Raw genomic sequence first — 23,958 nt, 5'->3', positions numbered from 1 at the left:
AGAGGCGGAACACCACTCGCAGAAAGGCCCGGGCAATGAGGCTCTCCTACGTACGCGAACTCGACGAGTACCCCACCGGCGGACGCCGGATACGCATCCTCAGCATGGCCGTGCTCGCCGTCCTGATCGGATCGTACGAGGGGCAGATCGCCCCCGTCGCCCCCCTGCTGCTCGAAGACCTGGACATGTCGCTGTCCACCTACGGCACCATCTCCGCGCTGGCCACCGTCGCAGGTGCCCTTGCCTCCATGGCAGGCGGCCGGCTCACCGACACACTGGGCCGGGTGCGCCTGCTCATCCCGCTCATGCTGCTCACCACCGTGTGCTGCGTGCTGATGACCACGGTGCACTCACCCACACAGCTGCTCCTGGCCCGGATCGCGCTGTCGGTCATCGACGGCATGGCGCTCGCGGGCACCGCGCCGCTCGTACGCGACTTCTCACCACGCATGGGGCGCGCCCAGGCCTTCGGCTTCTGGACCTGGGGCCCGGTCGGCGCCAACTTCCTGGCCGCCGCGATCGCGAGCGCCACCCTGCCGCTCTTCCACGACTCGTGGCGCTCCCAGTTCGTCATCATGGCCGTGGTGTCGCTGGCCGCCTCCCTGGTGATCGCGTACAACATCGCCGACCTCTCTCCCGAACTGCGCGGACGCATCCAGCAGACGGAGGTGCGGGCGATCGTCACGGCCGGCCCCACCGCACCGCCCAGGGCCCGTGGCCTCCTCGCCCACCGCAACATGGTGGCGCACGTCGTCGGCATCGGGCTGTGGCTCGTGCTCTTCCTCACCCTCTCTCTGTACGGGCCGCTCATGCTGGGGGAGTCGTTCGGTCTGAGCGCGTCGACCGCGGCCGGGATCATGTCGGTCTTCTGGGTGCTCAACCTGGTCACGGTCGTGGTGAGCGGCCGGATCTCCGACCGTCTGCAACTGCGCAAACCCCTCTGTGTCGGCGGAACGCTCGCGGCGGTGGCGGTCACCGGTCACCTCGTGCACCTGATGGGCCGTCAAGATGTGTCGCATCCGCACCTGATGATCACCGGCGCCCTGCTCGGCGGCGCGATGGGCGTGGCCTACGGTCCCTGGATGGCCAACTTCTCCGAGGACGCGGAGAACATCGACCCCCGGCTCCAGGGCAGTGCGTGGGGGCTGTTCGGCTTCACGTCCAAGGCCGTGGCGGTGCTCGCGCTGTTCGCCGTACCGCGTGTGGTCGAGCACTCGAGCTGGCACCTGTGGATGGTCATCGCGCTCGGCTGCATGGTGCTGTTCCTCCCGGCGACGCTGTTCTTCCACGGGCCGTGGCGACGCGCCGCCGTGGCGCCGGCGAAGGCTCCCGAGCCGGTCATCCCGAGGGCGGCGGACTGACACCGTCCGGTGCGGGGGACCTCCGCCTCGTCCGGCCGGCAGCCTCGGCGGAATCGTCCGCCGCCCGCGGCCGGCCGAGCGAGGCGAGCACCGCCAGGGCTGAGATGACGGCCATCACGAGCAGGGCCAGCCGGTAGCCGGTGACCAGCTGGGCAAGTGCGTGCGGGGCCACACGGGAGATCGTTCCGTCGAAGACGCGGTCGCGCAGCTCTGCCGGGAGCGCACTGGTGACGAGCGACATGGCCAGCGCCGTACTCACCACCACTCCCGTATTCTGGATCATCAGACGCATCGCGTTGACGATTCCGATCCGGTCGGGCGCTATACCGTCCAGCATCGCCGTGGTGTTGGCCGGCATGAACATCCCCGAGCCCACCCCGACGAGCACCAGCCCGCAGGCGATCGGCGCGTAACCCACATCCACGGACATCTCCAGGAGGAGAACCAACAGCCCCCCGGTGCCGACCGACGTACTGAGCAGCACGATCGTGCGTGGTGCCAGCCTCGAGTGCAGCGTTCCCGAGCACGCCGACGCGATCATCGCGGCGACCGGCAGCGGCAGGACCTTCAATCCGGCCGACACCGGGTCCTCCCCGCGCACCGCCTGGTAGAACAGCGCGATCAGCAGGACCACGGCCATCCGGGACACCGCGTTCAGGAACGACGTCAGAAGGCCCAGCGCGAACGGCACGTCCCGGAAGAGCCCGACATCCACCACCGGACGGGCGCTGCGTCGCTCCACCACGAGGAACACCGGCACCAGCAGGGCGAAGAGCGCCAGGCAGGCGACCACCACCGGATCACCCCAGCTCCGGTCACCGACCTCCGACAGGCCGATCAGCAGGCCTCCCAGACCGACCAGTACGAGCAGATTCCCCGGCACATCGATGCCGCGGTCACCACCTGGGCCACCGACCCTGCGCAACACCACGGCGCCCCGGACCAGGCACACGAAGCCGATCGGCACGTTGTACCAGAACACCCACTCCCAGCCGAAACGGTGCGTCAGGTACCCGCCCAGCGTCGGGCCCACCAGCTGTGCCACGGAGAACGACGCGATGTAGACCCCCATGCCACGCGCCATGTGCCGGGGCGGGAACGCGTCGGCCAGCAGCGCCGCACTGTTGGCCAGCAGCATCGCGCCCCCGGCGGCCTGGACCACCCGCAGGCCCACCAGGAACCACGCTCCCGGGGCGAAACCGAGAAGCAGGCTGGCCACGGTGTACGTGGCCAGCCCGAGCAGATACATGGTGCGCCGCCCGAACATGTCCGCCAGTCGGCCGAAGACGACCAGGAGCACCGTGTTGGCCAGCATGTAGGACAACAGGATCCAATTCGCGGCGGCGGCACCGGCGTCGAAGTGCCTCACCACGTCCGGGAGCGCGACGTTCAGCGAGCTGCTGCCGAGTGCGATGAGAATGCTCGCCATGCTGACAACGGACAACACGCGCCAGGCGTAGCGAAGTTGCTCTGCTTCCGCTGTTTCCCCGGTCCTGGACATGGGGCTCCCTACCGGTAGGCAGATATTGAATCAGGATACTAGAACCTGATTCGGTTGAACCCGTTCCGCCTGGAGCCCGTACTCCCGGCCGGCCGGGTCCGCGAAGTTCTTCGGACCCGCCCGACCTGAAAGTCGTCTACGCCGTCAGTCCTGCTCCTGCTCCTGCTCCGTGGAGCCGGTTCGCCGGTGCGCGGTCATCAGCAGGGTGCTGGGCCGCACAGTTGCCCGGGCCACGGGCCGGACGGTCCGGCCCGGTGGGAGATCGAACCGCACTCGCCTGATGATCGTCGCGATGGCCGTGACCAGCTCGGTGACGGCGAACCGGTCTCCGATGCACTTGTGCTTGCCGGCACCGAAGGGGAGGTACGCCCCCGGCGTGAAAGCCTCGGCCTGCGCTTCTTGCAGCCAGCGGTCCGGATCGAAGGTGAGCGGGTCGGGGAAGAGCGCGGGGTCGCGGTGCAAGGCGTGCTGACAGTAGGCGAGTTCGGTGCCGGCGGGCACGGACCACGGTCCCAGTTGTGTCCGGGTGACGGTGCGACGGGTGACGAGCCATCCGGTGTGGTGCAACCGCAGCGTCTCCCGGATGACGCGGCCGAGGTAGGGCAGACGGGGGAGGTCCTCGAACGCGATGGGCCGGCCGTCGAGAACTGTGTCGAGCTCGTCCAGAACTCTGCGTTCGACGTCGGCGTCCCGGGCGAACTCGTAGAGCGTCCAGGCCAGGACCGAGGCGGTGGTCTCGGTGCCCGCCACGGCCAGAGTGAGAATCTCCGAGCTGATCTGGTGCCCGGTCAGCGGAAGGCCGGTCTCCTCGTCCGTGGTGCGGAGCAGCAGGGACAGCATGTCACCGGTTTCCCGCCCCGATTCCTGGAGTTCGGCCACGGCCCGGTCGATGGTGGCCCGAACCGCGTCCCGGGCTGCCGTGAACCTGCGGTTGAAGGGCAGGGGGAGTTTCTCCACCCAGTCGGGCAGCATGACGCGCGCCCCGACACCGTTCATGACCACCGAGAGGTCCTTGCGCAACCGACGGAAGGTCGCGTCGTCCAGGCTGTCGGCGAAGACGGTCTTGGCGAGCATCTCGAGGGAGAGCTCGACCATGGCCTCGCGGACGTCGAGCTGACGGCCAGGGGCCCACGAGTCGACGGCGGTGGTCGTCGCGCCCCGCATGAGGTCGACGTACCGGGCGATCTCCGGCCGGGCGAAGGCGGGTTGGAGCTGGCGTCGTCTGCGGACGTGCTCCTGGCCGGCGGCGGTGACGACGGAGTCGCCCAGCAGCTGACCCATCTTCTCGAAGAAGCGCCCCTTGTCGAGACCGGGGCCGAGGTCGGTCAGCATGGCGCGGATGAGGTCGGGGTCCTGGACGATCAGAGTGCGGGTGCCCGGCTGGAGAGTGATCTCGACCAGCGGGCCGTAATCGGCACGGAGTGAGGCGATGAAGCCGAGATTGTCGCGTACGAGCTGTACCGCGTGACCCAGCAGCGGGACCGAGCCTGCCGCTCTGGGTATGGGGGGAGGCGCTACAAGCGTCACGAGAGCATGCCACCTTTCGAGCTGACCTTGGGCGTCATATGGCTTCCCTGATCGATCCTCGGGGCAATCCACCCGGTGATGTGGTATGCGCCACGGATAAGGAGGTTTGGCGCTGCCGCCGAGGGACAGCCCCCGGGGGCCGCGTGAGCGGTGCCGGACGCTGGGGGCCGGGCCGGCATTCCGGGTGTCTCGCGTTCGCCCGGCCGGTGGGGTGGACATCGGCGACCGGCTGAACTCCACCCACGGTTCCACCCGTGGGTCCAGGCGCTTCGAGCCCGGTCCCGGGATTCTTCAAGGCATGACAGCAACCGAGTGGATCACCGACATCGTCCTCATCCTCGTCGTCTTCCGACAGCTGCGGGAAGGCCGACTCGACCTCAAGTCCTTCCTGATCCCACTGGGGATCGTGGCGGTCGTCGCCTACTCGTACCTGGACACCGTTCCCACCGCGGGTAACGACCTGGTGCTGATCGGGGTTCTGATGGCCGTGGGTGCCGCACTCGGCACAGCCGGCGGCATCCACACCCGGCTCCGGACTGCGGGCGAGCACATACTGATCAAGGCCGGAGCGGTGTCGGCGATCCTCTGGGTCCTGGGCATGGGGGCGCGAATGGTTTTCCAGCTGTGGGTCGAGCACGGCGGTGGCGCCGACGACGTCGGCCGGTTCAGCGTCACCCACCACATCACCGGCGACCAGGCCTGGGTGGCGGCGTTCGTCCTGATGGCACTCACCGAAGTGGTCACGCGCCTGGCCACGATCTTCGTACGGAGCCGGTTCCGGACGGTCACCCACCCTGTGCCCGCCTTCGAACGTACGGCCTGACCATGCGATATGTTCTGCCCGTGTCCGTAACCGAGAGCGTCCCGCCGCATGGAAAGGCCGCGGCGCGGGGGCCGGGCCCGCAGCAGGTTCCCGGGCGGGACCCGCGTGCTCAATGGGTGCTCACCCTTGCGGTCATCGTGGTCGGAACCCTGACGATCCGGCCCATGGGCTTCAGCGGCCGAGGTCTGGCTGTTGCCGTCCTCTTCGTGATCAACTGTGCGGCGCTGCTGGCCCGGCGCCTGCCCGAGAGCAAGGTTCCCAAGCACCTGGCTCTCGTATGGCTGACGCTCGGCATCGTCGCGGCGGCCGCCCTGATCGGCGTCAGCAGCAGCGGTACGAGCTACCTCTTCGCCTTCTTCCTCGCCGCTCACCTCGGATACCGCCTCGAGACCAGGCCGGCCCTCGTTCTCGCGGGGATCTGCAGCCTGCTCTGCTGCGGTGTCCTCTACTTCCGACTCGGGCCCGGGTATCACGAGCTGCCCTGGGTCGTCGGGCTCGCCACAGGCGTCCCGGTCGTGGCCGGCATCGTCAACCGCAGTCAGCGCCGGGCCGTACTGGCGGCGATCGCGGCTGCAGAATCAGCCGAACGCGCCGCCCGCGCCGAGGCCCGGACCGCCGTGCTGACCGAGCGCAGCCGGATCGCCCGGGACGTGCACGACGTTCTGGCGCACTCGCTGGCCGGGATCAACATGCAGTTGGAACTGGCCGACGCCTTGATCGACACCGGTGACCTCGACAGGGTCCGGGAGGCCAACGACAAGGCCCACGGCCTGGTCAGGAAGAGCCTCGAACAGGCGCAGTGGACCGTGCACGCGCTGCGTGAGGATTCATTGCCGCTGCTGGAGAGCCTGACCGCGCTGCTCGAGTCGTCGGGCCACCGTGATGTCCTCACCGTCACCGGGACCGTCCGTGAGGTGCCCGTCCAGGTGACCCAGAATCTGTTGCGGATCGCGCAGGAGGCGCTGACCAACGCCGCTCGGCACGCCCCCGGGGCAGATGTCGGCATGACGCTGACGTTCGAGACCTCGTCGACCACACTGAGGATCCGCAACGGCCCCGCCACCCGTGCGGTGAACGCCGGTATCGGCAGCGGGATGGGACTGATCGGAATGCGTGAACGGGTCGCGCTGCTGGGCGGAAGCGTCACGGCACGCCCGGTCACCGAGGGACCGGACGAGGGCGGCTGGCAGGTGGAGGCAGTGATCCCGGATGAGTGAACAGACCGACGAGCCCCAGCCTTTGAATGTGGTCGTGGCCGACGACCAGGCCGCCGTCCGGGAGCCGCTTGCCGCGGTGCTCGGGCTGTCCGACGACATCGAGGTGGTCGCGGCCGCCGCGGACGGCAGCGAGGTGCTGACGGCCGTCGCCGCCGGGCCGGTGGACGTGGTGCTGATGGACCTGAGAATGCCCGTGATGGACGGGATCGAGGCGACCCGTCGGCTGAGCGAGGAGTACCCGCACGTGGCGGTGGTCGTGCTGACCACCTTCGCCGACGACGACTCGATCCTGGGCGCGCTGAGTGCCGGGGCCCGCGGCTACCTGACCAAGAACGCGGGGCGCCAGGACATCACCCGGGCGATCAGGGCCGCCGCCGCCGGTCAGTCCGTGCTCGACCGCGAGGTCCAGGACCGGTTGCTCGCCACCGTCAGGACCAGGACGCCGGTGGTGGGACATTCCCTGCCCAGCACCCTCACACCCCGCGAACGAGAGGTACTCGCTCTGATCGGCCAGGGCCTTCCCAACCGGGGGATCGCCGAGAAGCTGTTCATCAGTGAGGCCACGGTCAAGACCCACATCAACAACCTGTTCGCCAAAGCGGGAATCCGCGACCGGGCCGACGCCGTCCGTCGCGCCATCGAGTCAGGACTGACCTGACCCGGCTGAGGCACCCGGAGACGGACGGGCGGGGCGGCTCACGGCCTCCGGCGGAGGTCCAGCATCATGTCGAGGGACAGCGAACCGTCCGCGCTGGCAAAGGAACCGACCGGCCGGAAGCCGTTCTTCTCGTAATAGCGAATGGCGCGAGCGTTGCCGGCGAGGACGCCTCCCCACAGGATGATCCTCGTCCTTCCGAGCCCCCGCGCGACGTCTCTGATGAGCGGCAGGGCCAGCGTCCCCACCCCCTGTCCCTGGTAGTCATCGGCCAGGGTGGGCCCGAAGCGGCAGTCGGTGAGCTCCGTGAGCTCGATGCCGGCGTCTCTGTAGCGCGCGACGTCGGCGAGGGGGAGGGCGAGACCGCGATGGCGTCACACAGCTCCCGGGCAGCCACGATGCCGTAACCGCCGAACGTGCTGAGCCGCCTCGATTCAGGGGACAGGCCCTCGAGGAAACAAGCCAGACGCTCGCTGTCGGCATGGGTGAGAGGGCGGAAGACACCTGCCGCACCGGCGAGCAGGTCCAAGTGGCGGGTGAGAACCAGCGGTTCGTCGGCGATCTCCGCCAGTGTGAGCACCTCGGCCCCCTCAACGGCTCAGGTCTGACGAACCGAACCTACCAGCGACCATGACTCTGCCACGCTCTGCTCGGTCCACGGCAGGAACCGGAGCGCGCCCCCGCCTCCAGGCGGGAACGCGCTCCTCGTAGGACGGAAGAGGGTCAGTGCTCCGTTACGCCGCTCAGCTCGTTGGGTGCCTTCGGCAGTTCGGTCGTGGCCAGCTGCTTGCCCGACTCGATGTCGATGGCCAGCAGCTTCCTCCTCGACGGGTCCGAGACGTACGCCGTGTGGTCGCGCACGAACAGTGCCGGGCGGGCCTGCTGCCAGTCCAGCGGCTCCTGCCACGAGTTCAGGGCGGAGATCTTCTTGGTCACCTCGCCGGTTCCGGGATCGATGACATGGATCCTGCCGTCGGTCCCCAGGACGAGCGCCTCACCGTGCGGGCCCCGCGCCAGCGAACGGAAGGTGTAGCTCGTACCGATGTCGACGAGCTGCATCCTGCCCGTCCCGGTGTTGATGAGGGACACCTGCTCCGGCCGTTCCAGCTCGGCGTCCTTGTCCGTCTTGTAGTCGCCGAGGACCACGGGCGACTCGTCGGACCCGGCCTGGTTGCCGATCCGGCCGTACTCCGCGGGGCTCTTCACCTTCTTGATGGCGCCGTCCTTGTAGACCAGGACACCGTCCTCGCAGCCGATGACGACCGCCTCGCCCTGCGCGGCCGCCTCCCCATGGACACCGGGGCACTCCTCGCTGCGGGTGATCTCCTTGCGGTCCTTGTCCAACACGGCGATGCCGACGCGCCTCTCCTCCGTGCCGAGCGTGGTCACCAGCTTGCCGTCGGCCATCTGGATGGCGACACCGTGGTGCGGGGCGGCAGAGGTGTATGTCTCGGCCTTCGGCTTCGTCCCGCCCAGGTCCTCGGGATCGAAGACCGTGACCACGCCGGTGCCGTCGGCGAAAAGGATGGTCCTGCCCGCGTGCCGGACGACGTGGCCCGGCTTGCTGCCTTCGAACTCGACATCGGTGAGCTTGCGCCCCGCCGCGTCCAGTACCCGGAAACCGCTCGCGGTCGAGACCATCACGTGACGGTCGTCGCCCGCCGGGTTGACACGGTTGAACCCCTCCAGCGGTATGTCCTCGGCGAGCTTCAGCGTCTTCCCGTCCAGGACGTAAAGGCCCCCGTCGTACGTGGCGACAATCGGCTCCGCGACCTGGGCGGCCGGTGAACCAGACGCCTTGCCCGTCGTCCTTGAAGCGGATTCCCCGTTGTCACCCCCGCAGGCCGTGAGCGCGACGGAGAGACCGAGAAGGGTGCTGACGGCAGCCGCCGTCCTCGGGCGTACTACATGCTTCATCATGTGGATTTCCTCTTTACGGCTGTCGCCCATGAATGGCGACAGGTGGTTATTCGGCTCCCAGGCCCGCGGCTATGGCCTTGGTATTGGCGCGCATCATCTCCAGGTAGGTGGCCGCCCCCTTCCCCTTCGCGGTGAGGGATTCGGAGAACAGCGGCACGACAGCGACCTCGATGCCGCTCTCGCGTTTCAGCACCTGGGCCAGCCGGTCCGGTTGCGACGAGTCCGCGAAGATGGCCTTCACGCCCGTCGTCTCGATCGCCGTGGCAAGGGACTTGAGGTCGGAGGCGCTCGGCGAAGCGAGGGTGGTCCCGCTCGGGATCACCGCCCCCACGACCCGGAAGCCGAAACGCTGGGCCAGATATCCGAAGACATGGTGGTTGGTCACCAACCGGCGATGCCGGGGCGGGATGTCGCCGAACTGCTCACGCATCCACGCGGTCAGTCCGGTGACCTGCGCGGCGTAGGCCGTCGCGTTCCTCCCGACGACGGCGCTGTCGACGCCCCCCACGTGCTCGGTGACCTGATCCGCGATGAGCCCGACGGCCTCGCGGACCCGCTCGGGATCGGTCCAGAAGTGCGGGTCCGCCTCTTCGGCCGACTCGCCCGCGGTGTAGGCGATCGGGTCGACGGATTCCCCGACCGCCAGGGTGGAGACGCCGGCCTCTTCGGCGGCCTCCACATGGCGCAGGACGTTCTCCTCCAGGCCGAGACCGTTGTGGACGACCAGATCGGCCTGCTCGATGGACGCCGCCTGCTGAGCCGAGACACCGAAGGAGTGGGGATCGGCGCCGGCCTGCATCAGCACGGTCACCTCGGCCTCGTCGCCGACGATGTTGCGGGTGATGTCACCGAGGATGTTCGTGGTGACGACCACCGAGGGGCGGTCCCGCCCACCTGCCGAGCAACCGCTCACCCCGAGGAGCAGTACGCCGGCGAGGGAGGCGACAAGGAGGCGCGCGGTCGCGGAACCGGTGCTCATCGGCCGGTCTCCACCATGTACGTCGGGGCGAAGCCCAGGGAGAAGGTGCGGGCGAGCCGCAGCTGGTCGTTGTAGTCGATCTCGTAGACCTTCCGTGCCGCGGCGTCGTTGACGTACGCCCGGGTGGTGTCGACCTCGATGACGGCGGAGCCGGCCCCCTCAGGGAGGAGCTCCTTACGGGCGAGCCTCTTCCCTGTGGTGATGTCGTACGCGGTGAGCGCACCGTCCGTGCCGAGCGCGAGCAACGGAGAGTCCTCTCCCGCGGTGTTGGCGGCCACGACCGGGCCGGTCCCGATGCGTGTCCAGGAGCGTTCGGTGACATCGAGGACCCAGGCGGCGTCATCGCCCGACCTGGCCGCGAGCGTGGTGCTGCCCGCCCGGTGGTGGAACTCGACCGCCCGCTCCGAGGCCTTCACGGCTGTGCCGTACGCGATCTTCTCCGCGTCGAACGCGCCCTTGCTCCCGCTCACCAGCAGCGCTCCGTCGGCACATCCGAACACCACGCCCCGACGGGTGACCGCCTCGCCCCGCGCCTGGGCGCACGGTTCCTTCAGCGTGGTGACCCGCGAACCGTCCCGGTCGTGGACCTCCACGGAGTCCTTGCCGGCGCCCGCCGCTGCGACCAGCAGATGTTCCTCGAAGGGGACGGCCATCCCGCTGCCCGCGCCTGTCAGCACGCTGCCACGGGGGACGGTGCCGTCCTCCAGCTGTTTGCGGTCGAGCAGCAGGGTGCCGGCCCCGGCGGAGGCGACCGCTGTGACGGCCTGATCGCTGTGGACACGGGCGGCGTCCGTCCCGGCGATGGTCCCCGCCACGTCGCGGATCGCGGCGCGGTAGTAGTGGACGTGGTCGCCGTGATCAACCGTCCAGGCACCGGCGTCGACGACATGTGTGCTGCCGCCGGAGCTCAGGTAGGCGAATCTGCCGTCGGTGCGCAAGCCCTGTACGCCCTCTCTGTCCCCGAGTGATGTGATGTCCTCGGTGGCCAGGTCCAGGACCTTGACGGCCCCCGTGCCCGCGTCGACGAGAACGAGCCGGGACTGCTGTTCGGAGGCTTCTTCGGCTCCCTCGACATAACCGTGGGGTTTCGCGGCGGAGGCGGAGGTCTTCGAGGGTGTCTTCGCATCGCTGCTGCTCTGGCAGCCGACGAGCGGCCCGGAGCTGACGAGGGCGGCACAGAAGAGCGCTGCGGCGGTCCGGGTTTTCCTGGGTGTCATGACGGATGTCCGTATTCCATGTGCGGGCGGTCGGTCGGGGAGGCTGGGGGAGTGGACCGCAGCCACCGGCGGTGGAGGCCGGAAGCCGCGGTGGAGAGCAGGAACTGGACGACTGCCGTGGCCGCGATGCTCGCCCCCGCGGCCGTGCGGAGGTGCCACGAGAGCAAGAGGCCGACGAACGTCGCGCTCGCCCCGAGGCAGGCGGCGCCAGTCATGATCACCGGGATTCGCCGCGCCCACGGCAACATGGCCGCGGGCGGCGCGATCAGCAGGCCGAACACCAGCAGCGTCCCCACCACGTGGAACGACGCGACGATGGCCAGCGTGAGCAGGGCCAGCAGGGCCGCATGCGCGAGGCGCGGCCGGAGCCCCAGTGTGTGCGCCTTGCGCTCGTCGAACGCCAGCGCGACGAACGGCCGGTAGCCGAGTGCGGAGATCACCAGCGCGATGACCAGCGCGCCTCCGAGGTAGGCCAGGTCCGCCGGACGCACGGCGAGCACATCTCCGAAGAGGAAGCCGGTCAGGTCGACCGCGAACGACTCCGAGCGCGAGACGATGATCACGCCCAGCGACAGCATGCCCACGAAGAGCAGGCCGATGCTGGTGTCCTGGGACAACCGGGGTGACCGGCCGACGACGCTGACGCCGAACGCCATGACCGCCGCGCTCACGGCGGCGCCGACGAGCAGGTCGCCTCCCAGCAGCGAGGCGAGCGCGATCCCGGGAAGCATGCCGTGCGACATCGCGTCCCCGAAGAACGCCATCCCGCGCAGGACGACCCACGTACCGGCCAGGGCGCAGATCGACGACACGAGTATGCCGCCCCACAGGGCCCGTTGGACAAAGGTCACCTCGAAGGGGCCCATCAACCATTCCATGCCGCAGGACACTACAATGAAAATGATTATCACTACAAAGAAGCTGATAGGAAGAGGCTCCGAAGATGCAGCGACAGGTGGGGCTCGAGGGTGTGTCGGCCGGCTATCCGAACCGAGCGGTACTGGACCGACTCACCCTGGACATACCGGCGTTGACCACCACGGCCGTGGTCGGCCCGAACGGCTCGGGCAAGTCCACGCTGCTCGGGGTGATCGCCGGAGTGATCCAGGTGACAGCAGGTGAGGTGGAGCACCGCACGGACAGGAGCGTGGCGTTCGTGACGCAGCGCAGCAGGGCGGCCGATGTGCTGCCGCTGACGGTGCGGGAGACCGTGGCGATGGGGAGGTGGAGTCACCGCGGACCGTGGCGACGGCTGTCCCGGCGGGACAGGGACGCCGTGGGGGCGAGCATGAGCAGGCTCGGCATCAGCGCCCTCGCCCATCGGCAACTGGGGGAGCTGTCGGGCGGCCAGCGCCAGCGCGCTCTGGTCGCGCAGGGATTGGCCCAGGAGGCGGATCTACTGCTGCTCGACGAGCCCACCACCGGGCTCGACGCGACGGCTCAGCGGCTCATCGCCGATGTGCTGGCCGAGCTGACGGTGGAAGGGGTGACGGTGGTCCAGGCGACCCATGACCTCGAGGTGGCCAGATCAGCGGGTCATCTCCTGCTGCTCCAGGACGGTCGGCTGCGAGGACAGGGCGACCCCCGGGAGGTGCTGACCGGAGACGCGATCGACGGGATCTGGCGGCTGCCCCCGAGGGCGTGAGGCGCGGGAGCGGGCTGTTGCCGGGAGGCTTCCGCTCCCGGGCCAGGATCACCTGGGTCCGCGACAGTTCCAGGGACTGGGCCCCCTCGCGACCGCACGGTGGCCGAGCAGTCCAAGAATTTCGGTGCTCCACCAGCCATCAGGTGGTGGCCTGATGCTTGTGGTCACCTGGCCGTCGTGGTCGTCCGACCACTCCCCGGCAAGCGCGACGACTGCAGGGCATGGGCGGAATCCGGCACCAAGGCCGCTTGTGGGCCACGCGGTCGACATCGCCGACGGCGGCAGCAGGGCCCGGGCCGCGCGTCGCGGTCCGGGCCCTGCTGCCGTGCGGTGCCGCCCTGCGGCGGTGGTGTGTCAGCTCTGTGCGGTGGCGTCGTCAGCCTGTCCGGCGCCCTCGGCTGCGCGGGCCTTCTCGCGCATCTTGCGTACCAGCTCCGCCTTCTGGTCGGCTGCACCCTGGCGGTCGAGGTTGCGGTGCGGACCGTTGTTCTGCCGTTCGGTGCGGGACAGCCTCTTGCGCTTGCCGCCGCCCATGCCCACGGGGTTGTTGATGTTCTTGCTCACGGTCACGGGTTCTCCCGGTAATGATGTGAAGTGATCTACGGATTCATCGGTGGGGACTGACGGCCACGTCGAAGGGCGTCACCAGCGGCCCATCACGCTCTCACTCGTAGATCGGCGTCTGGAAGAACATGACAAATACGTTACCCGCTTCCGCCGGCCCCGCACACCAACCCTTCACCGCGACGCATCAGAACCCGGCCATGGACTTGTCGAGCACGCCGCCCACAGCGCCGTAGACGCTGCAGCGAACGGAGTGTCCGGCCCTACGGGGGGGAGTGCACGAAGCAGGCGGACGCCGGCCGAGACGAAGAGTGGGAAGTGCGAACCACGTGACATTGCCCAGAGCGTGACCTGTTCTGGAGCTCCGGGCAGGGCACGTTGACGCCACACCTCTATGTGGTTCCTGGTCGCACAGTTCTCACGCCGCATGGACCCATCGCGCCACTGGCCGCTCACTGACCCGCAAGAATAGGCCTAGGCACTGTTTCTCGGATCTCCTGACGTGGGTGGGGTGTTGGCGCCAGGCTGGCTGGATGGGTCGTGGGGATCTGACGAATGCAGAGTGGGATCTTCTGGAGCCGTTCTTACCTCCTGGTGGTGCGCGTGGGGGTCGGTGGAGTAACCATCGTCGGGTATTCGACGGGGTTCTCTACCGAGTGCGGACCGGTGTGCAGTGGCGGGATCTGCCTACGCGGTTCGGGCCGTGGGAGACGGTCTATAAGCGACATCGTCGCTGGTCAGCCGATGGAACTTGGCAGATGCTGCTGTTCCGTATCCAGGCATCCGAGGACGCGGCAGGCGGGATCGACTGGGAGGTATCGGTGGACTCCACATCTGTGCGGGCCCACCAGCACGCCGCCGGTGCGAGACAGGTGCCTCCGGCTGCCATTCCTCAAAAGGGGGCCGTGTGGGGGACGAACCAGGTCGATCCGGTACTGCTGAAACTGGCCGCACGTCTGGAGGAGGTGGTCAGCTCGGCGAATGCCTGGGACGTTCCCGCGGCGGATTCACCACCAAGATTCACCTCGTCGCCGACGGGCGGTGCCGGCCACTCGGCCTCGTCCTGACACCCGGACACTACGGTGACGGACCCCAGCTCGAGCGGGTCTTGGAGCAGATATCAGTGCCCCGAACAGGAGTCGGCCGACCTCGCACCCGCCCCGACCATGTCCTGGCGGACAAGGCTTACACGTCCCGCGGAAACCGTCGCTACTTGCGACGACGCGGCATCTCGTACACCATCCCCGAACGCCGAGACCAGCAAAGGCACCGCAAGAATCGAGGTTCCCGAGGCGGTCGACCCACCGGTTTCGACAGCGAGCGCTACAAGAAACGCGGCGGACCCTCCTTTCGAGCCCTGGCCGACCGCTGAGTAGTCTCCGAGCCATGTGGAGAGAAGCAGCTCTTGAGGTATTTCCTGAGGCGGAGTTCCGGAGTCCCGCGCAGGTGGCAGCCCTCGCTGACGCGGAGCACCGTCTCGGACGCGCGGTGCCTGCCGATCTGAGGCAGCTGCTCCTGGAGTGCGACGGCATCATCGGGCACACCGCGGTGGACACCGTCTGGTCCGTCGAGCAGATCGTCGCCCGGAACCTTCTCTTCCGCACCGACAGCTCCTTCGCCCAGCTGTACATGTCCTTCGACGCTCTCCTCTTCTTCGGGGACAACGGGGGCGGGGACCAGTTCGCCTTCGTGCAGACACCCCAGCGCCCGGACATCTTCGTCTGGGAGCACGAAACCGACAGCCGCCGCTGGGTCGCGCGAGACCTGAGGGACTACCTGGGCCGTTCCCTGGCCGAGGGCGGCGACGACTGGTACCAGTAGCTCGTCGATGTGGTCGCGCGACGCTGACCGCTTGGCTCGCGCTCCGGACCTCGCAGAAACAGACCCGACAACCGGCTTGTAGAGCCGATCGTGGGCGAAATCGTGTCGTCGGTTAGCAATCCAAGATCAGGCCAGTGCCGGTGAGGCAACCATCGACGAGGTGCCGGCGGTACTGGATCTTCTTGAGCCGGTGCTTCACAGCGCGGGTGACCTGACCGCGATCGGCCGCCGCGAGGTTGCCGATGTCGCGCTTGACCAGCGACCAGATGCCCTCGGTGGGGTTGAGGTCAGGTGCGTAGGCCGGTAGCTGGAACACGGTGAGCCACCTGGCGTTCGCGTCAATGAACTCCCGCATGGCCGCAGTCAGGTGGATCCGGGCGTTGTCCCAGACCAGCACGATCGGGCCCCCGAGTTGGAAACGGGCGCGGACGACCAGGTCGCGGAAGTCCCGCCAGCCGAAACCCTTCGGCTCGTCCTTGCGGCCCCGGTACTCACGGATCGCGTAGAATCAGTCGGGACCGCTCGCCCGGCCTGAAGCAGGTCATACCCGCCATCGACACCCGTCCGGAGCCTCGGCCCCGCACGCGCACCACCGGAGTCTGACCGATGCGGCCCCAGGACCTGGCGCGCGGCGGAGTCATCGACTGCCCGGCCTCGTCTTCGAAGACGATCCAGGCCCCATACTCCGCCGCACAGCTCTTACCCGCGGCCAGGTCTCCTTCGTCCACACCTCGACCGCCTCGTCGTCCCGCTCGATGGCCCGCCGGGCAGGCTGCTGCCACGACCAGCCGTGCCGCCTCAATAATCGCCACGTGCCCTCGACGGTGCAGGAGACGTGGAACAGCCGGCCGATCAACGTCTTCACCCGCGCCAGCGTCCACCGCTGACCGCCCATCCGTGGACCAGCGGACCACGCTCCAACTCCCGTTCCAGCCGGACGATCTGTACGTCGCTGAGCCTTGGTCGGCCCGGCGAACCCTTGGAGGCGACTCCAGCCTTGCCGCATTCGCGCCGGGCCCGGCGCCATCGCTCCACCGACCGCTCCGACACCCGCAGGACCGCGGCGATCTCCCGACTCTTCTCCCCGCCCTCGAAGCGTTCCACGGCCTCCAGCCGGATCCGCTCCCGTCTGGCCCTCTCGGCGTCAGTCAACACGCCGCCTTGCGCGTATCTCACCGCACCAGGACTACCGAGGACACCCCACCACCGTCTGGCAAACAGCCCGACATCACTCAATCAAGTTCAGTAGCAGCCACTGCTTGATCGCCGGAGTCTTGTGCGTGGCGTAGTTGTCCAGGATCAGGTGCACTTGGAACTCCGAGGGCACCTCTTTGTCGATCTTGGCGAGGATCTCGAACTCGGCGGCCCGGTGCCGGCGGTGCAGAGAGCCGATGACCTTGCCGGAGGCGATCTCCAGGACCGCGAACAACGTGTGGTGCCTGCCCGGATGTAGTCGTGACTGCGGCGTTCGGGAACCCCGGGCATCATCGGCAGCACCGGCTGGGACCGGTCCAGGGCCTGGATCTGCGACTTCTCGTCCACGCACAGCACGAGAGCCTTCTCCGGCGGGTCGAGGTAGAGGCCGACCACGTCGCGGACGTTGTCGATGAACAACGGATCGGTGGACAGCTTGAAGGTCTCGGACCGGTGCGGGGCCAGGGCAAGGGCCCGCCAGATGCGCGAGATCGCCGACTGTGACATCCCCGTCGCCTGCATCATCGACCGCGTTGACCAGTGGGTGGCGTTCGCCGGCCGTTCCTCCAGAGTCTTGACGATCACCCGCTCGACATCCGCATCGGTGATCTTGCGCGGCACACCGGGCCTGGGCTCCTCGCACATCCCGTCCAGACCCCGGTCCAGAAAACGACGACGCCATGTGCGGACCGTCTCGGGAACGACCCGAGACGGCGCGACACCTCCGCGATCGAATGACCCTCGGCGCTCTCGAGCACGATCCGCGACCGCAAGGCCAGTGCTTGAGCCGTCGAGCGACGGCGCACCCACCCCTCAAGCACGGCCCGCTGTGCATCAGTTACCGACAACGCTGCAAGCTTCGGTCCACGACGACTCACCCCCAACCAACGACGAATCACCGACTCAGGTCACTAGGACGTTTCTTTCCGATCGGATCGTTGGTCCGGCCGTGCCGTTGACTGACGCGCAGTGGGCGCGGACAGAGCCGTCGTTGCCTTCGCCGACAGATGATCGATGCCATCGCCTGGAAGTTGCGGATCGGGTCTCAGCGGGCGCACCTCCCGGCCGAGTACGGCACGTGGAAGGGCGCTTATATGCGGCTGCGGGCGATCTCCGTGCCGATGCCGTTGGGAGCGACGGTGACGTAGGCACTTCTGGCACCCACTGGAGATTCTGAAGCACCGAAGACTTACCTCCTAACGGGCCTTCTGAACGTGGGTGGTCTCGGTATCAAGAGGGGTGCCGTCGGCGCCGGTCGGGACGACTTCCGGCACAGGGGTGCCGTGTTCGTCGACCAGGGTGGAGTGAGCCTCGCCGGGGGCGAAGGCATGGCGTTCTCCCCATTGCCGCAGAGTGAGGATGACGGAGAAGAGGTCGCGGCCGGCATCGGTGAGTACGTATTCCTGACGGCGGCCCGATGGCGCGGTGCGCTGGGCGAGGAGCCCGTAAGCGGCGAGCTTGCGCAGGCGATCAGTGAGGATGTTGCGTGCGATACCGGTACGTCGCTGGAACTCGGTAAACGATCGCGCCCCGTCCATGGCGTCGCGGATGACGAGCAGGCACCATCTGTCGCCGACGAGGTCGAGTGTGCGGGCGACGGGGCAGTCGGGGTCGGTCCAGTCTGCCTTCGGGGCGCGCGTCGTGGTGCGCGACATGACACCTCCCAATGAGTTGCGGATTGAAACCAGCATGCCCTACTGTCAAAACAGTTGCGTTTCGCTACTGATTGGGGGTTGGGGTGCTATGGGCGCGTGGCAGCGGCTTCTGCTCGGGGCGGTGTGTGGCGTCGCTGTGGCCGGCATCTATGCCGCGCAGCCGGTTCTGGAGCCGATGGGACGGGATCTCGGCGTGTCGGCAGCGCACACGGGGTGGATCGTCGCGACCGGTCAGTTTGGCTACCTGGCAGGGCTGGTGCTGCTGGTGCCGCTCGGTGATGTGGTTGTCAACAGGCGCCGACTCATTGCCGTGCACTTGGCGATCACCGCAACCGGCATGATCCTGACGGCCTCGGCGTCAGCGGCATGGATGGCGTTCGGGGGGCTCGCGGCGACCGGGTTGTTCGCGGTCGTCGTACAGACCACGGTGGCCTACGCTGCATCGGTCTCGCCGCCTGCCGAACGCGGACGGAACATCGGTGTCGTGACCTCCGGCGTTGTGGTCGGCATCCTGGGCGCGCGGGTTGTCACCGGCGCGCTTGCCGATGTGTGGGGCTGGCGGAGCATCTACGCCGTGCTGGCGGTGCTGTCGCTCGGCCTCGCGGCCCTCGTTCTCGTCGCTCTGCCGCCAGTGGAGCGTCCCAGCCGACCTGCGGGGTACAGGCAGGCCGTCCTTGCACTGGGCGGACTATTCGGTCAGCGCCTCCTGCTGACGCGCGGGCTCATCGCGTTCTTCTTGTTCGCATCGTTCGGAACGCTGTGGAGCGGGCTGTCCCTGCCGCTTGCGGACGCGCCGTGGCATCTGAGCGAGAGTCAGATCGGATTGTTCGGCAGCGCCGGACTCGCCGGCGCCCTCGGCGCTGCACGCGCGGGACGGTGGGCGGATGCAGGACGGACGACTCAGGTCGCGGGCCTTGCGCTTACCTTGCTCGTCCTCTCGTGGGCAGCGATCGCGCAGCTGCCGTGGACACTGGGGCTTCTCATCGTCGGCGTCGTGGCCCTTGACTTCGCAGTCCAGGCCGTCCATGTGAGCAACCAACACCTGCTCACCACCGCGCATCCGGAGCGCACCAGCAGCATCATCGGCGGCTACATGGTCTTCTATTCGCTCGGCTCCGCCCTCGGTGCAGCCACAACCACGGCCGTTTACACCATCCACGGCTGGGCGGGCTCCAGTCTCCTCGGGGCCGGATTCGCGGTCTGCGCGATGGCCGTTTGGGCAGCCGACAGACGGCTCCCTCGTCGCACCCGGCGTGCCGCTAAAGCCTTGCTGCACGCGTGAGCGCCCGGAAGGCTGCGGCGTGGCTTGAATCCGCCCTTCACTTCTCCCCGACAGTCACGAGCCTGTCGATCACCAACTGTCGCCGAAGCCGGCAAACGCTGTCCTCAGTAATCTCGCGGATGCGGCGGAAGCGGGCGCAGCGGGGGACTGGCCCGAGGATGCGGCGCACGGTGGCGGTGGCCTCGGCCGGGTTCACGATGGTGACCTGATCGATGGCCGCTTCCACCTCGGCAATGGGGCTGCCGGAGGTACAGGTTTCGGTCGGGCCCCATCGTCGACGCCCTCGCCCAGCATGCCGTTCTCGAGCTGGGGTTTCGTCAGTCGGTTGGGGACATTCGGCCTCCGCCTCGACACCAGCGGCACACAGCCGACGGGCGGCAAGAGTCATCTCGGGCTCGCCCGGCGCCAGGGCAGCATGCGTGTGCCTGACCAGCCGAGGTCGCGTGGACAGACCCGCGCGCAGGGCACGTCGACACATGCCCGGGCAGGACGACAACACCGGTCAACTGGGTGCAGCACTGCGAGCCGGGTCCCCCAATGCCCGGCCGCGTGCGCACTCGGGTGGAGGGTTGCGTGTGGTTGCGATCACTCCGTCGAGCCGGTCACGCGCAGCAAGGAGTTCAGTGACGCGCACGCTGATTCGTGCGCGTTCGCTCTCCAACCGGTCCAGCAGCCCCGGCTCCACCGTGCCGGAGTACACGCTGCGCAGCACCTCCCGTACAGACCTGCTCGGCAGCCCGGCGGCGAACAGCTGCTGGATCAGCCGCACCCGGTCGACGGCAGAGTCCGGATACTGGCGCTGCCCGCCGGAGCTACGGTCGGCCTGCAGCAGGTCCTGCTCCTCGTAGTAGCGCAGAGCTCTCACGCTCACCCCGGCCTTGCGAGCCACCTCACCGATCCGCACGCGTCCTCTTCTCTCCTGGCAGAAGCCTCGACTTGCACCTCACGTTGACGTCAGGTTTTAGCGTAGTCGACGTCAAGGCATACCAAGCCATCCGGACAAACAAGGCAGGTCATCATGCGCGCAGCCCGTTACCACGAGTACGGCGGTACGGAGACCCTCGTCGTCGAGCAGGCCCCGGACCCGCTGCCGGGGCCCGGAGAGATCCGCGTCCGTGTCGCGGCGGCCAGCGTCAACCCCGTCGACTGGAAGGTGCGTAACGGATCAGTGCGCGACTTCTTCCCGGTCGATCTGCCGGCGATCCCAGGACGCGACGTCGTAGGTCTGGTGGACATGATCGGCGAGGGGGCCACCTCGGTGGACATCGGGGACCGCGTCTTCGGTCTGGGCGGAGTGACGGGCGCGACGGCCGAGCTGGCGGTGCTCTCGGCCTGGGCTCCTGCCCCCGCTGCCTGGAGCGACGAGGAGGCGGCCGGGGCCGGCCTGGCGTCCGTGACGGCATTGGGCGGGCTGAAGGCGCTCGGCGGTCAGCTGGAAGGTCGCACCCTGCTGATCGAGGGGGCCGGCGGAGGAGTCGGCGGCGCGGCGGTCGAGATCGCTCGCGCTATGGGGGCCACCGTGATCGGGACGGCCAGTGAGCGCAACCATGCGTATCTCGCGTCCCTGGGCGCCATTCCCGTCGCCTACGGCGTGGGCCTGGCGGAACGCCTCACCCGCCTGGCCCCGAACGGGGTCGACCTCGTTCTCGATGCCGCCGCTTCCGGCTCGCTGACCGATCTCGTCGAGATCGCTGGCGACCCGGACCGCGTGGTGACGGTCGCCGACCACGTGAACGCACAGCGTCTGGGCGTCCGGGTGGCCAACGCGGTCAACGATTCCACGCTCCTGGCCGAGGCGGGCGCCCTCGGCGAGCAGGGTCGCTACGTGCCGCGCATCGATCAGACCTACCCGCTGGAAGAGATCGCGCAGGCGCACGCCCACTCCGAACGCGGACACGTGCGGGGGAAGATTGTGGTCATCATCTGACCCTTGGCAGCAGACCACCGGCGGCCGGCGGCCGGCTCTTGACCACTCGAATAACGGATCATTGGGACCGGATCAAGAAGAACCGCGATATGGATCTGGCCGCAGCTCAGGACTTCCAACGGCTCTACGGGAGGTTTCGTCGCTGTATGGAAGACCTGGAATGCCTTAACAAGCTGCCACACACCCGTTACCACGCCTGAGTATGTCGGCTGGGGATGCCTTGAGCGGGCGACCGCAGCCGAAGGAGAGAGTGGGGCCCTCCTCTCCAGTTTGTTGCCGGAGCGCGTGCTGACCGGGGAGGAAGTCGACATGCTCGGTGGCGCCGCCAAGCGTTCAAGGCCCTCCGGCGGACCATCCAGCGGGGTGAACCGCTCGGCTGGTGGTGCGGCGTTCACATCGCTGTCAACGGCCGTGTCCGTCATGTTGAGCACCGCACCAAGGACCAGGCGTCGACCGGCCACCACGCTAGCGGGGTCTCTTTCGGATCACTGGTGGAGGTTCGATCGCATGGCCCGCTGGCGTTGGCGGAACTGCTGCCTGCGACGAAGTGGTTGTGAGCTATGACCTTGCTGAGTGGGACGGTGAACGTCCACTCGACAACCACCAAGCGGGCTCGACCTACGACGAGTTCTGCGAGGGCTACCTGGAGTCGGACGAATCACGTCGGCGACCCCCTCGTCTCGGCGTCCGATCAGGCAACAACGGCTCTGTCCGCGCCTACTGCCCCTCAGTCAACGGCACGGCCGGAGCAACGATCCGATGATCGAAAAGAAACGCTGCGGGTAATACACCTAACGGCCTTCCCCGTCAGTCCTGACTCGATCACCCCGGTCGGGCGCTCGGCCGGAGGCGGCCGCCTTGCGGCTGCGGAACGCCGCCACGCGCGTACGGTTCTGGCAGGTCACCGAACAGAACCGGCGTCGGCCGCCGGGGGACTGATCGATGTAGACGTCGGCGCAGCGGGCCCCCGTGCAGATCCCGATGCGCGCGAAGCCGTGGTCCGCGAGGTGCTCGCGCAGGGCGATCCCCGCCGCCCCGGCGAGGGCCTGATCCGTGTCCTCCACACACCAGGCGGCCCGAAGTGTGCCGTCGGCCGCAACGTCCATGACGGGGTGGATGCCGATGTCGGACAACAGGCGCGTCAGGCTGTGTGCGCACGTCTCGCTGTCCGGGGCGGAGAAGACCTCGTGGAGGCGGTCCGCCGCGTCGGCCAATGCCTGTGAGGTGAGCCCGCCGCTCACGCGGGCGGGCAGGCCGAGCCTCTGTGTGATTTCGGAGGCCGGCAGGTGCGCCTTGTCCCCTCGGCCGTCCTCCCTACGCGGCAGGGTGCCCCACCCGTTGACCAGTTCCGTCAGGGTGTCGAGTGGAATCCCGGTGAGAATGACAGCCATACCTCCAATGTAACGCACTTTGAAGCTTCTATGCGTTGCGCTGGCACTGCGGGTTGGGTAACGTATTGAAGCGTTTCCGTGCGTTACGTCATCTGGATGCGGGAGGTGGACATGCTGGATCTCACTCTTTTGCCGGCCTATCTGGCGGCAGTCGCGATCATCACTGTTGCGCCGGGGCCGGACGCCGCGTACATCATCGCTGTGGCCCTCGAACGGGGCCCGCGGGCCGGTCTGGTGTCCGCCGCGGGAATGGCTCTGGGGATGGTCGTACACGTGACGGCCGCTGCGCTCGGGCTCGCCGTCCTGCTGCGCTCCACACCTGCGGTACTCGTGCTGGTGCAGCTGGTCGGTGGGCTCTATCTCGGATGGCTCGCGGTGACCGCGGTCCGCTCCGCCAGGAAGACGCCGCCCGCGGTTCCCGGGACGCCGGACGAACGTCGGATCCTGCGGCAGGCTGTCCTGACCAATCTGCTCAACCCGAAGACCGTGCTGTTCTTCGCCGCGTTCCTGCCGCGGTTCACCAGTGCGGAACACGGTCCGCTATGGGCGCAGTTACTCATCCTCGGGGCGATCTTCCTGCTGGCGGGGCTCGCTTGGGACAGTGCGATCGGCCTGTGCGCCGGCCGACTGGGCCGGGAACTGGTGCGGGGCCGCCGCACGGCTGTAACGGTGAACATGGTCGCCGGGGTCACCTTGGGCACCCTCGCGGCGATCCTGCTGAATGACGCGCTGACCGCCCTCGCCTCATGACGGCGACGGCGGTCGGCCGCCTTTACCCGCAGGGCAGGGTAGTCGGCTGAGCTGCTCCGCCCAGGGCGGAGTGGCGCGGGACCGGTCTTCGGGCTGCCGCTGGACAGCCGGGTCGTCCCTCCGGCCGGCGCTCGCCAGGCGGTCAGGCGAATCCGACCGCCAGGGTTGCCACGACCGGCGCGAGATACAGAACAGGGAAGGCGACCGTCTTGAACGAGCGAGCACGCAGGACCGTGATGACCGCCCCGACGAAGTACACGACCAGGCCGACCGCCGCTGTCACGCCGACAACCGGTACGACGAGCCCTGCCAGCAGGCCGACCGCACCGAGGAGCTTGGCGACAGCCAGCGGGCGCCACCACGCACGCGGAACCCCGTAGGACACCAGGGGGTCGACCACGAACGGGGCCCGCCGCAGCAGGGAGACCCCCGAGAAGGCCACCCAGACAGCAGTCAGCACGGTGACGACAACGGCGAGAGACACAGTGATGCTCCTTGGCTCACGAGACCGGAGGCCAACCGCCCCCGC

At 68.3% G+C, this 23,958-nt stretch carries 24 protein-coding genes and 3 pseudogenes; 11 read left to right on the top strand and 16 right to left on the bottom strand.

Going from position 1 to position 23,958, the window contains the following annotated elements:
• The first annotated feature begins 35 nt into the window (after positions 1-35).
• A complete protein-coding gene (locus tag OG379_RS02295) occupies positions 36-1,361 on the top strand; it encodes an MFS transporter (protein WP_405658696.1) in 1,326 nt (441 codons plus the stop codon).
• Here OG379_RS02295 and OG379_RS02290 read toward each other — a convergent pair.
• Positions 1,339-2,862 (bottom strand): MFS transporter, encoded by a 1,524-nt coding sequence (locus OG379_RS02290; RefSeq protein ID WP_405658694.1) that lies wholly within the window; start codon positions 2,860-2,862, stop codon positions 1,339-1,341. The two genes, OG379_RS02295 and OG379_RS02290, sit on opposite strands and share 23 nt — an antisense overlap.
• Positions 2,863-3,006: 144 nt before the next feature.
• Positions 3,007-4,389: a cytochrome P450 gene (locus OG379_RS02285; protein ID WP_405658692.1), complete on the bottom strand. Its 1,383-nt coding sequence runs from the start codon at positions 4,387-4,389 to the stop codon at positions 3,007-3,009.
• 298 nt (positions 4,390-4,687) lie between these two features.
• On the opposite strand from OG379_RS02285, the gene OG379_RS02280 reads away from it, so the two are divergent.
• Genes OG379_RS02280 through OG379_RS02270 form a run of 3 tightly spaced genes read left to right on the top strand, consistent with a single transcriptional unit; the run spans position 4,688 to position 7,087 of the window.
• Positions 4,688-5,212, top strand: coding sequence for a hypothetical protein (locus tag OG379_RS02280; protein WP_405658690.1), 525 nt, complete (start codon positions 4,688-4,690; stop codon positions 5,210-5,212).
• A 2-nt stretch (positions 5,213-5,214) separates the two neighbouring features.
• Complete coding sequence (locus tag OG379_RS02275) at positions 5,215-6,429, top strand: sensor histidine kinase (protein WP_405658688.1); 1,215 nt, start codon at positions 5,215-5,217, stop codon at positions 6,427-6,429.
• Entirely contained in the window at positions 6,422-7,087 is a 666-nt protein-coding gene (locus OG379_RS02270) for a response regulator (protein ID WP_405658686.1), read from the top strand. The genes OG379_RS02275 and OG379_RS02270 overlap by 8 nt, the downstream gene beginning before the upstream one ends.
• Before the next feature lie 38 nt (positions 7,088-7,125).
• Here OG379_RS02270 and OG379_RS02265 read toward each other — a convergent pair whose 3' ends face one another.
• The 5 genes from OG379_RS02265 to aztB form a co-directional block, all read right to left on the bottom strand.
• Complete coding sequence (locus OG379_RS02265) at positions 7,126-7,332, bottom strand: hypothetical protein (protein ID WP_405658683.1); 207 nt, start codon at positions 7,330-7,332, stop codon at positions 7,126-7,128.
• Positions 7,333-7,807: 475 nt separating this feature from the next.
• On the bottom strand, positions 7,808-9,001 hold the full coding sequence (gene aztD / locus OG379_RS02260; protein ID WP_405668384.1) for a zinc metallochaperone AztD: 1,194 nt from the start codon (positions 8,999-9,001) through the stop codon (positions 7,808-7,810).
• Between the two features lie 49 nt (positions 9,002-9,050).
• Positions 9,051-9,983 (bottom strand): zinc ABC transporter substrate-binding protein AztC, encoded by a 933-nt coding sequence (gene aztC, locus OG379_RS02255; protein ID WP_405658680.1) that lies wholly within the window; start codon positions 9,981-9,983, stop codon positions 9,051-9,053.
• Complete coding sequence (locus tag OG379_RS02250) at positions 9,980-11,200, bottom strand: hypothetical protein (RefSeq protein ID WP_405658678.1); 1,221 nt, start codon at positions 11,198-11,200, stop codon at positions 9,980-9,982. Before OG379_RS02250 ends, aztC begins: the two co-directional genes overlap by 4 nt.
• Positions 11,197-12,078, bottom strand: a complete 882-nt coding sequence (gene aztB / locus OG379_RS02245; RefSeq protein ID WP_405658676.1) for a zinc ABC transporter permease AztB — start codon at positions 12,076-12,078, stop codon at positions 11,197-11,199. The genes OG379_RS02250 and aztB overlap by 4 nt, the downstream gene beginning before the upstream one ends.
• A 65-nt stretch (positions 12,079-12,143) precedes the next feature.
• On the opposite strand from aztB, the gene aztA reads away from it, so the two are divergent.
• Positions 12,144-12,845, top strand: a complete 702-nt coding sequence (gene aztA, locus OG379_RS02240; RefSeq protein WP_405658674.1) for a zinc ABC transporter ATP-binding protein AztA — start codon at positions 12,144-12,146, stop codon at positions 12,843-12,845.
• A 354-nt stretch (positions 12,846-13,199) separates the two neighbouring features.
• On the opposite strand, the gene OG379_RS02235 is transcribed toward aztA, so the two are convergent.
• On the bottom strand, positions 13,200-13,415 hold the full coding sequence (locus tag OG379_RS02235; RefSeq protein WP_405658672.1) for a DUF6243 family protein: 216 nt from the start codon (positions 13,413-13,415) through the stop codon (positions 13,200-13,202).
• Between the two features lie 527 nt (positions 13,416-13,942).
• Between OG379_RS02235 and OG379_RS02230 the strand changes: the two are divergent.
• Together OG379_RS02230 and OG379_RS02225 are read left to right on the top strand one after the other, a co-directional pair.
• A pseudogene (locus tag OG379_RS02230) lies at positions 13,943-14,778 on the top strand (IS5 family transposase); the annotation flags it as partial.
• Between the two features lie 77 nt (positions 14,779-14,855).
• Positions 14,856-15,230 (top strand): SMI1/KNR4 family protein, encoded by a 375-nt coding sequence (locus tag OG379_RS02225; protein ID WP_405658670.1) that lies wholly within the window; start codon positions 14,856-14,858, stop codon positions 15,228-15,230.
• Between the two features lie 112 nt (positions 15,231-15,342).
• Here OG379_RS02225 and OG379_RS02220 read toward each other — a convergent pair whose 3' ends face one another.
• The 3 genes and pseudogenes from OG379_RS02220 to OG379_RS02210 all read right to left on the bottom strand — a co-directional run.
• Complete coding sequence (locus tag OG379_RS02220; RefSeq protein WP_405658668.1) at positions 15,343-15,627, bottom strand: transposase; 285 nt, start codon at positions 15,625-15,627, stop codon at positions 15,343-15,345.
• A 240-nt stretch (positions 15,628-15,867) separates the two neighbouring features.
• A pseudogene (locus OG379_RS02215) lies at positions 15,868-16,406 on the bottom strand (winged helix-turn-helix domain-containing protein).
• A gap of 70 nt (positions 16,407-16,476) precedes the next feature.
• A pseudogene (locus tag OG379_RS02210) lies at positions 16,477-17,302 on the bottom strand (IS630 family transposase); the annotation flags it as partial.
• A gap of 81 nt (positions 17,303-17,383) precedes the next feature.
• On the opposite strand from OG379_RS02210, the gene OG379_RS02205 reads away from it, so the two are divergent.
• Positions 17,384-17,572, top strand: coding sequence for a transposase (locus OG379_RS02205; RefSeq protein WP_405668382.1), 189 nt, complete (start codon positions 17,384-17,386; stop codon positions 17,570-17,572).
• 48 nt (positions 17,573-17,620) lie between these two features.
• Here the strand turns inward: OG379_RS02205 and OG379_RS02200 are convergent, their stop codons facing one another.
• Complete coding sequence (locus OG379_RS02200; RefSeq protein WP_405658666.1) at positions 17,621-18,079, bottom strand: winged helix-turn-helix transcriptional regulator; 459 nt, start codon at positions 18,077-18,079, stop codon at positions 17,621-17,623.
• 88 nt (positions 18,080-18,167) lie between these two features.
• On the opposite strand from OG379_RS02200, the gene OG379_RS02195 reads away from it, so the two are divergent.
• Positions 18,168-19,361: an MFS transporter gene (locus OG379_RS02195; protein ID WP_405658665.1), complete on the top strand. Its 1,194-nt coding sequence runs from the start codon at positions 18,168-18,170 to the stop codon at positions 19,359-19,361.
• Between the two features lie 37 nt (positions 19,362-19,398).
• On the opposite strand, the gene OG379_RS02190 is transcribed toward OG379_RS02195, so the two are convergent.
• Together OG379_RS02190 and OG379_RS02185 are read right to left on the bottom strand one after the other, a co-directional pair.
• The gene (locus tag OG379_RS02190) at positions 19,399-19,587 is read right to left on the bottom strand and encodes a hypothetical protein (protein ID WP_405658662.1); all 189 of its coding nucleotides are present in this window, start codon (positions 19,585-19,587) and stop codon (positions 19,399-19,401) included.
• 276 nt (positions 19,588-19,863) lie between these two features.
• Positions 19,864-20,265 carry a MerR family transcriptional regulator gene (locus OG379_RS02185; RefSeq protein ID WP_405658660.1) on the bottom strand — a complete coding sequence of 134 codons (402 nt, stop codon included), beginning with the start codon at positions 20,263-20,265 and terminating at the stop codon, positions 19,864-19,866.
• Positions 20,266-20,379: 114 nt separating this feature from the next.
• Between OG379_RS02185 and OG379_RS02180 the strand changes: the two genes are divergently transcribed.
• Positions 20,380-21,288 carry an NADP-dependent oxidoreductase gene (locus tag OG379_RS02180; protein ID WP_405658658.1) on the top strand — a complete coding sequence of 303 codons (909 nt, stop codon included), beginning with the start codon at positions 20,380-20,382 and terminating at the stop codon, positions 21,286-21,288.
• Positions 21,289-22,079: 791 nt separating this feature from the next.
• Here OG379_RS02180 and OG379_RS02175 read toward each other — a convergent pair.
• A complete protein-coding gene (locus OG379_RS02175; RefSeq protein WP_405658656.1) occupies positions 22,080-22,679 on the bottom strand; it encodes a CGNR zinc finger domain-containing protein in 600 nt (199 codons plus the stop codon).
• A gap of 96 nt (positions 22,680-22,775) precedes the next feature.
• Here OG379_RS02175 and OG379_RS02170 point away from each other — a divergent pair, with 96 nt between their 5' ends.
• Positions 22,776-23,429 carry a LysE family translocator gene (locus OG379_RS02170; RefSeq protein ID WP_405658653.1) on the top strand — a complete coding sequence of 218 codons (654 nt, stop codon included), beginning with the start codon at positions 22,776-22,778 and terminating at the stop codon, positions 23,427-23,429.
• Between the two features lie 142 nt (positions 23,430-23,571).
• On the opposite strand, the gene OG379_RS02165 is transcribed toward OG379_RS02170, so the two are convergent.
• Positions 23,572-23,913, bottom strand: a complete 342-nt coding sequence (locus OG379_RS02165) for a DoxX family protein (RefSeq protein WP_401620285.1) — start codon at positions 23,911-23,913, stop codon at positions 23,572-23,574.
• Positions 23,914-23,958 lie beyond the last annotated feature (45 nt).

This window comes from Streptomyces sp. NBC_01166 (assembly GCF_045039765.1).
Lineage (GTDB): Bacteria > Actinomycetota > Actinomycetes > Streptomycetales > Streptomycetaceae > Streptomyces.
Note: the sequence above shows the minus strand (reverse complement) of the source record. Positions and strands in the feature narration are given on the sequence as shown.

Coding starts and splice junctions, on each gene's coding strand:
- OG379_RS02295 (WP_405658696.1), top strand. CDS start 36: ATGAGGCTCTCCTACGTACGCGAACTCGACGAGTACCCCACCGGCGGA.
- OG379_RS02290 (WP_405658694.1), bottom strand. CDS start 2,862: ATGTCCAGGACCGGGGAAACAGCGGAAGCAGAGCAACTTCGCTACGCC.
- OG379_RS02280 (WP_405658690.1), top strand. CDS start 4,688: ATGACAGCAACCGAGTGGATCACCGACATCGTCCTCATCCTCGTCGTC.
- OG379_RS02275 (WP_405658688.1), top strand. CDS start 5,215: ATGCGATATGTTCTGCCCGTGTCCGTAACCGAGAGCGTCCCGCCGCAT.
- OG379_RS02270 (WP_405658686.1), top strand. CDS start 6,422: ATGAGTGAACAGACCGACGAGCCCCAGCCTTTGAATGTGGTCGTGGCC.
- aztD (WP_405668384.1), bottom strand. CDS start 9,001: ATGAAGCATGTAGTACGCCCGAGGACGGCGGCTGCCGTCAGCACCCTT.
- aztC (WP_405658680.1), bottom strand. CDS start 9,983: ATGAGCACCGGTTCCGCGACCGCGCGCCTCCTTGTCGCCTCCCTCGCC.
- OG379_RS02250 (WP_405658678.1), bottom strand. CDS start 11,200: ATGACACCCAGGAAAACCCGGACCGCCGCAGCGCTCTTCTGTGCCGCC.
- aztB (WP_405658676.1), bottom strand. CDS start 12,078: ATGGAATGGTTGATGGGCCCCTTCGAGGTGACCTTTGTCCAACGGGCC.
- aztA (WP_405658674.1), top strand. CDS start 12,144: ATGCAGCGACAGGTGGGGCTCGAGGGTGTGTCGGCCGGCTATCCGAAC.
- OG379_RS02200 (WP_405658666.1), bottom strand. CDS start 18,079: ATGTCGCGCACCACGACGCGCGCCCCGAAGGCAGACTGGACCGACCCC.
- OG379_RS02195 (WP_405658665.1), top strand. CDS start 18,168: ATGGGCGCGTGGCAGCGGCTTCTGCTCGGGGCGGTGTGTGGCGTCGCT.
- OG379_RS02180 (WP_405658658.1), top strand. CDS start 20,380: ATGCGCGCAGCCCGTTACCACGAGTACGGCGGTACGGAGACCCTCGTC.
- OG379_RS02175 (WP_405658656.1), bottom strand. CDS start 22,679: ATGGCTGTCATTCTCACCGGGATTCCACTCGACACCCTGACGGAACTG.
- OG379_RS02170 (WP_405658653.1), top strand. CDS start 22,776: ATGCGGGAGGTGGACATGCTGGATCTCACTCTTTTGCCGGCCTATCTG.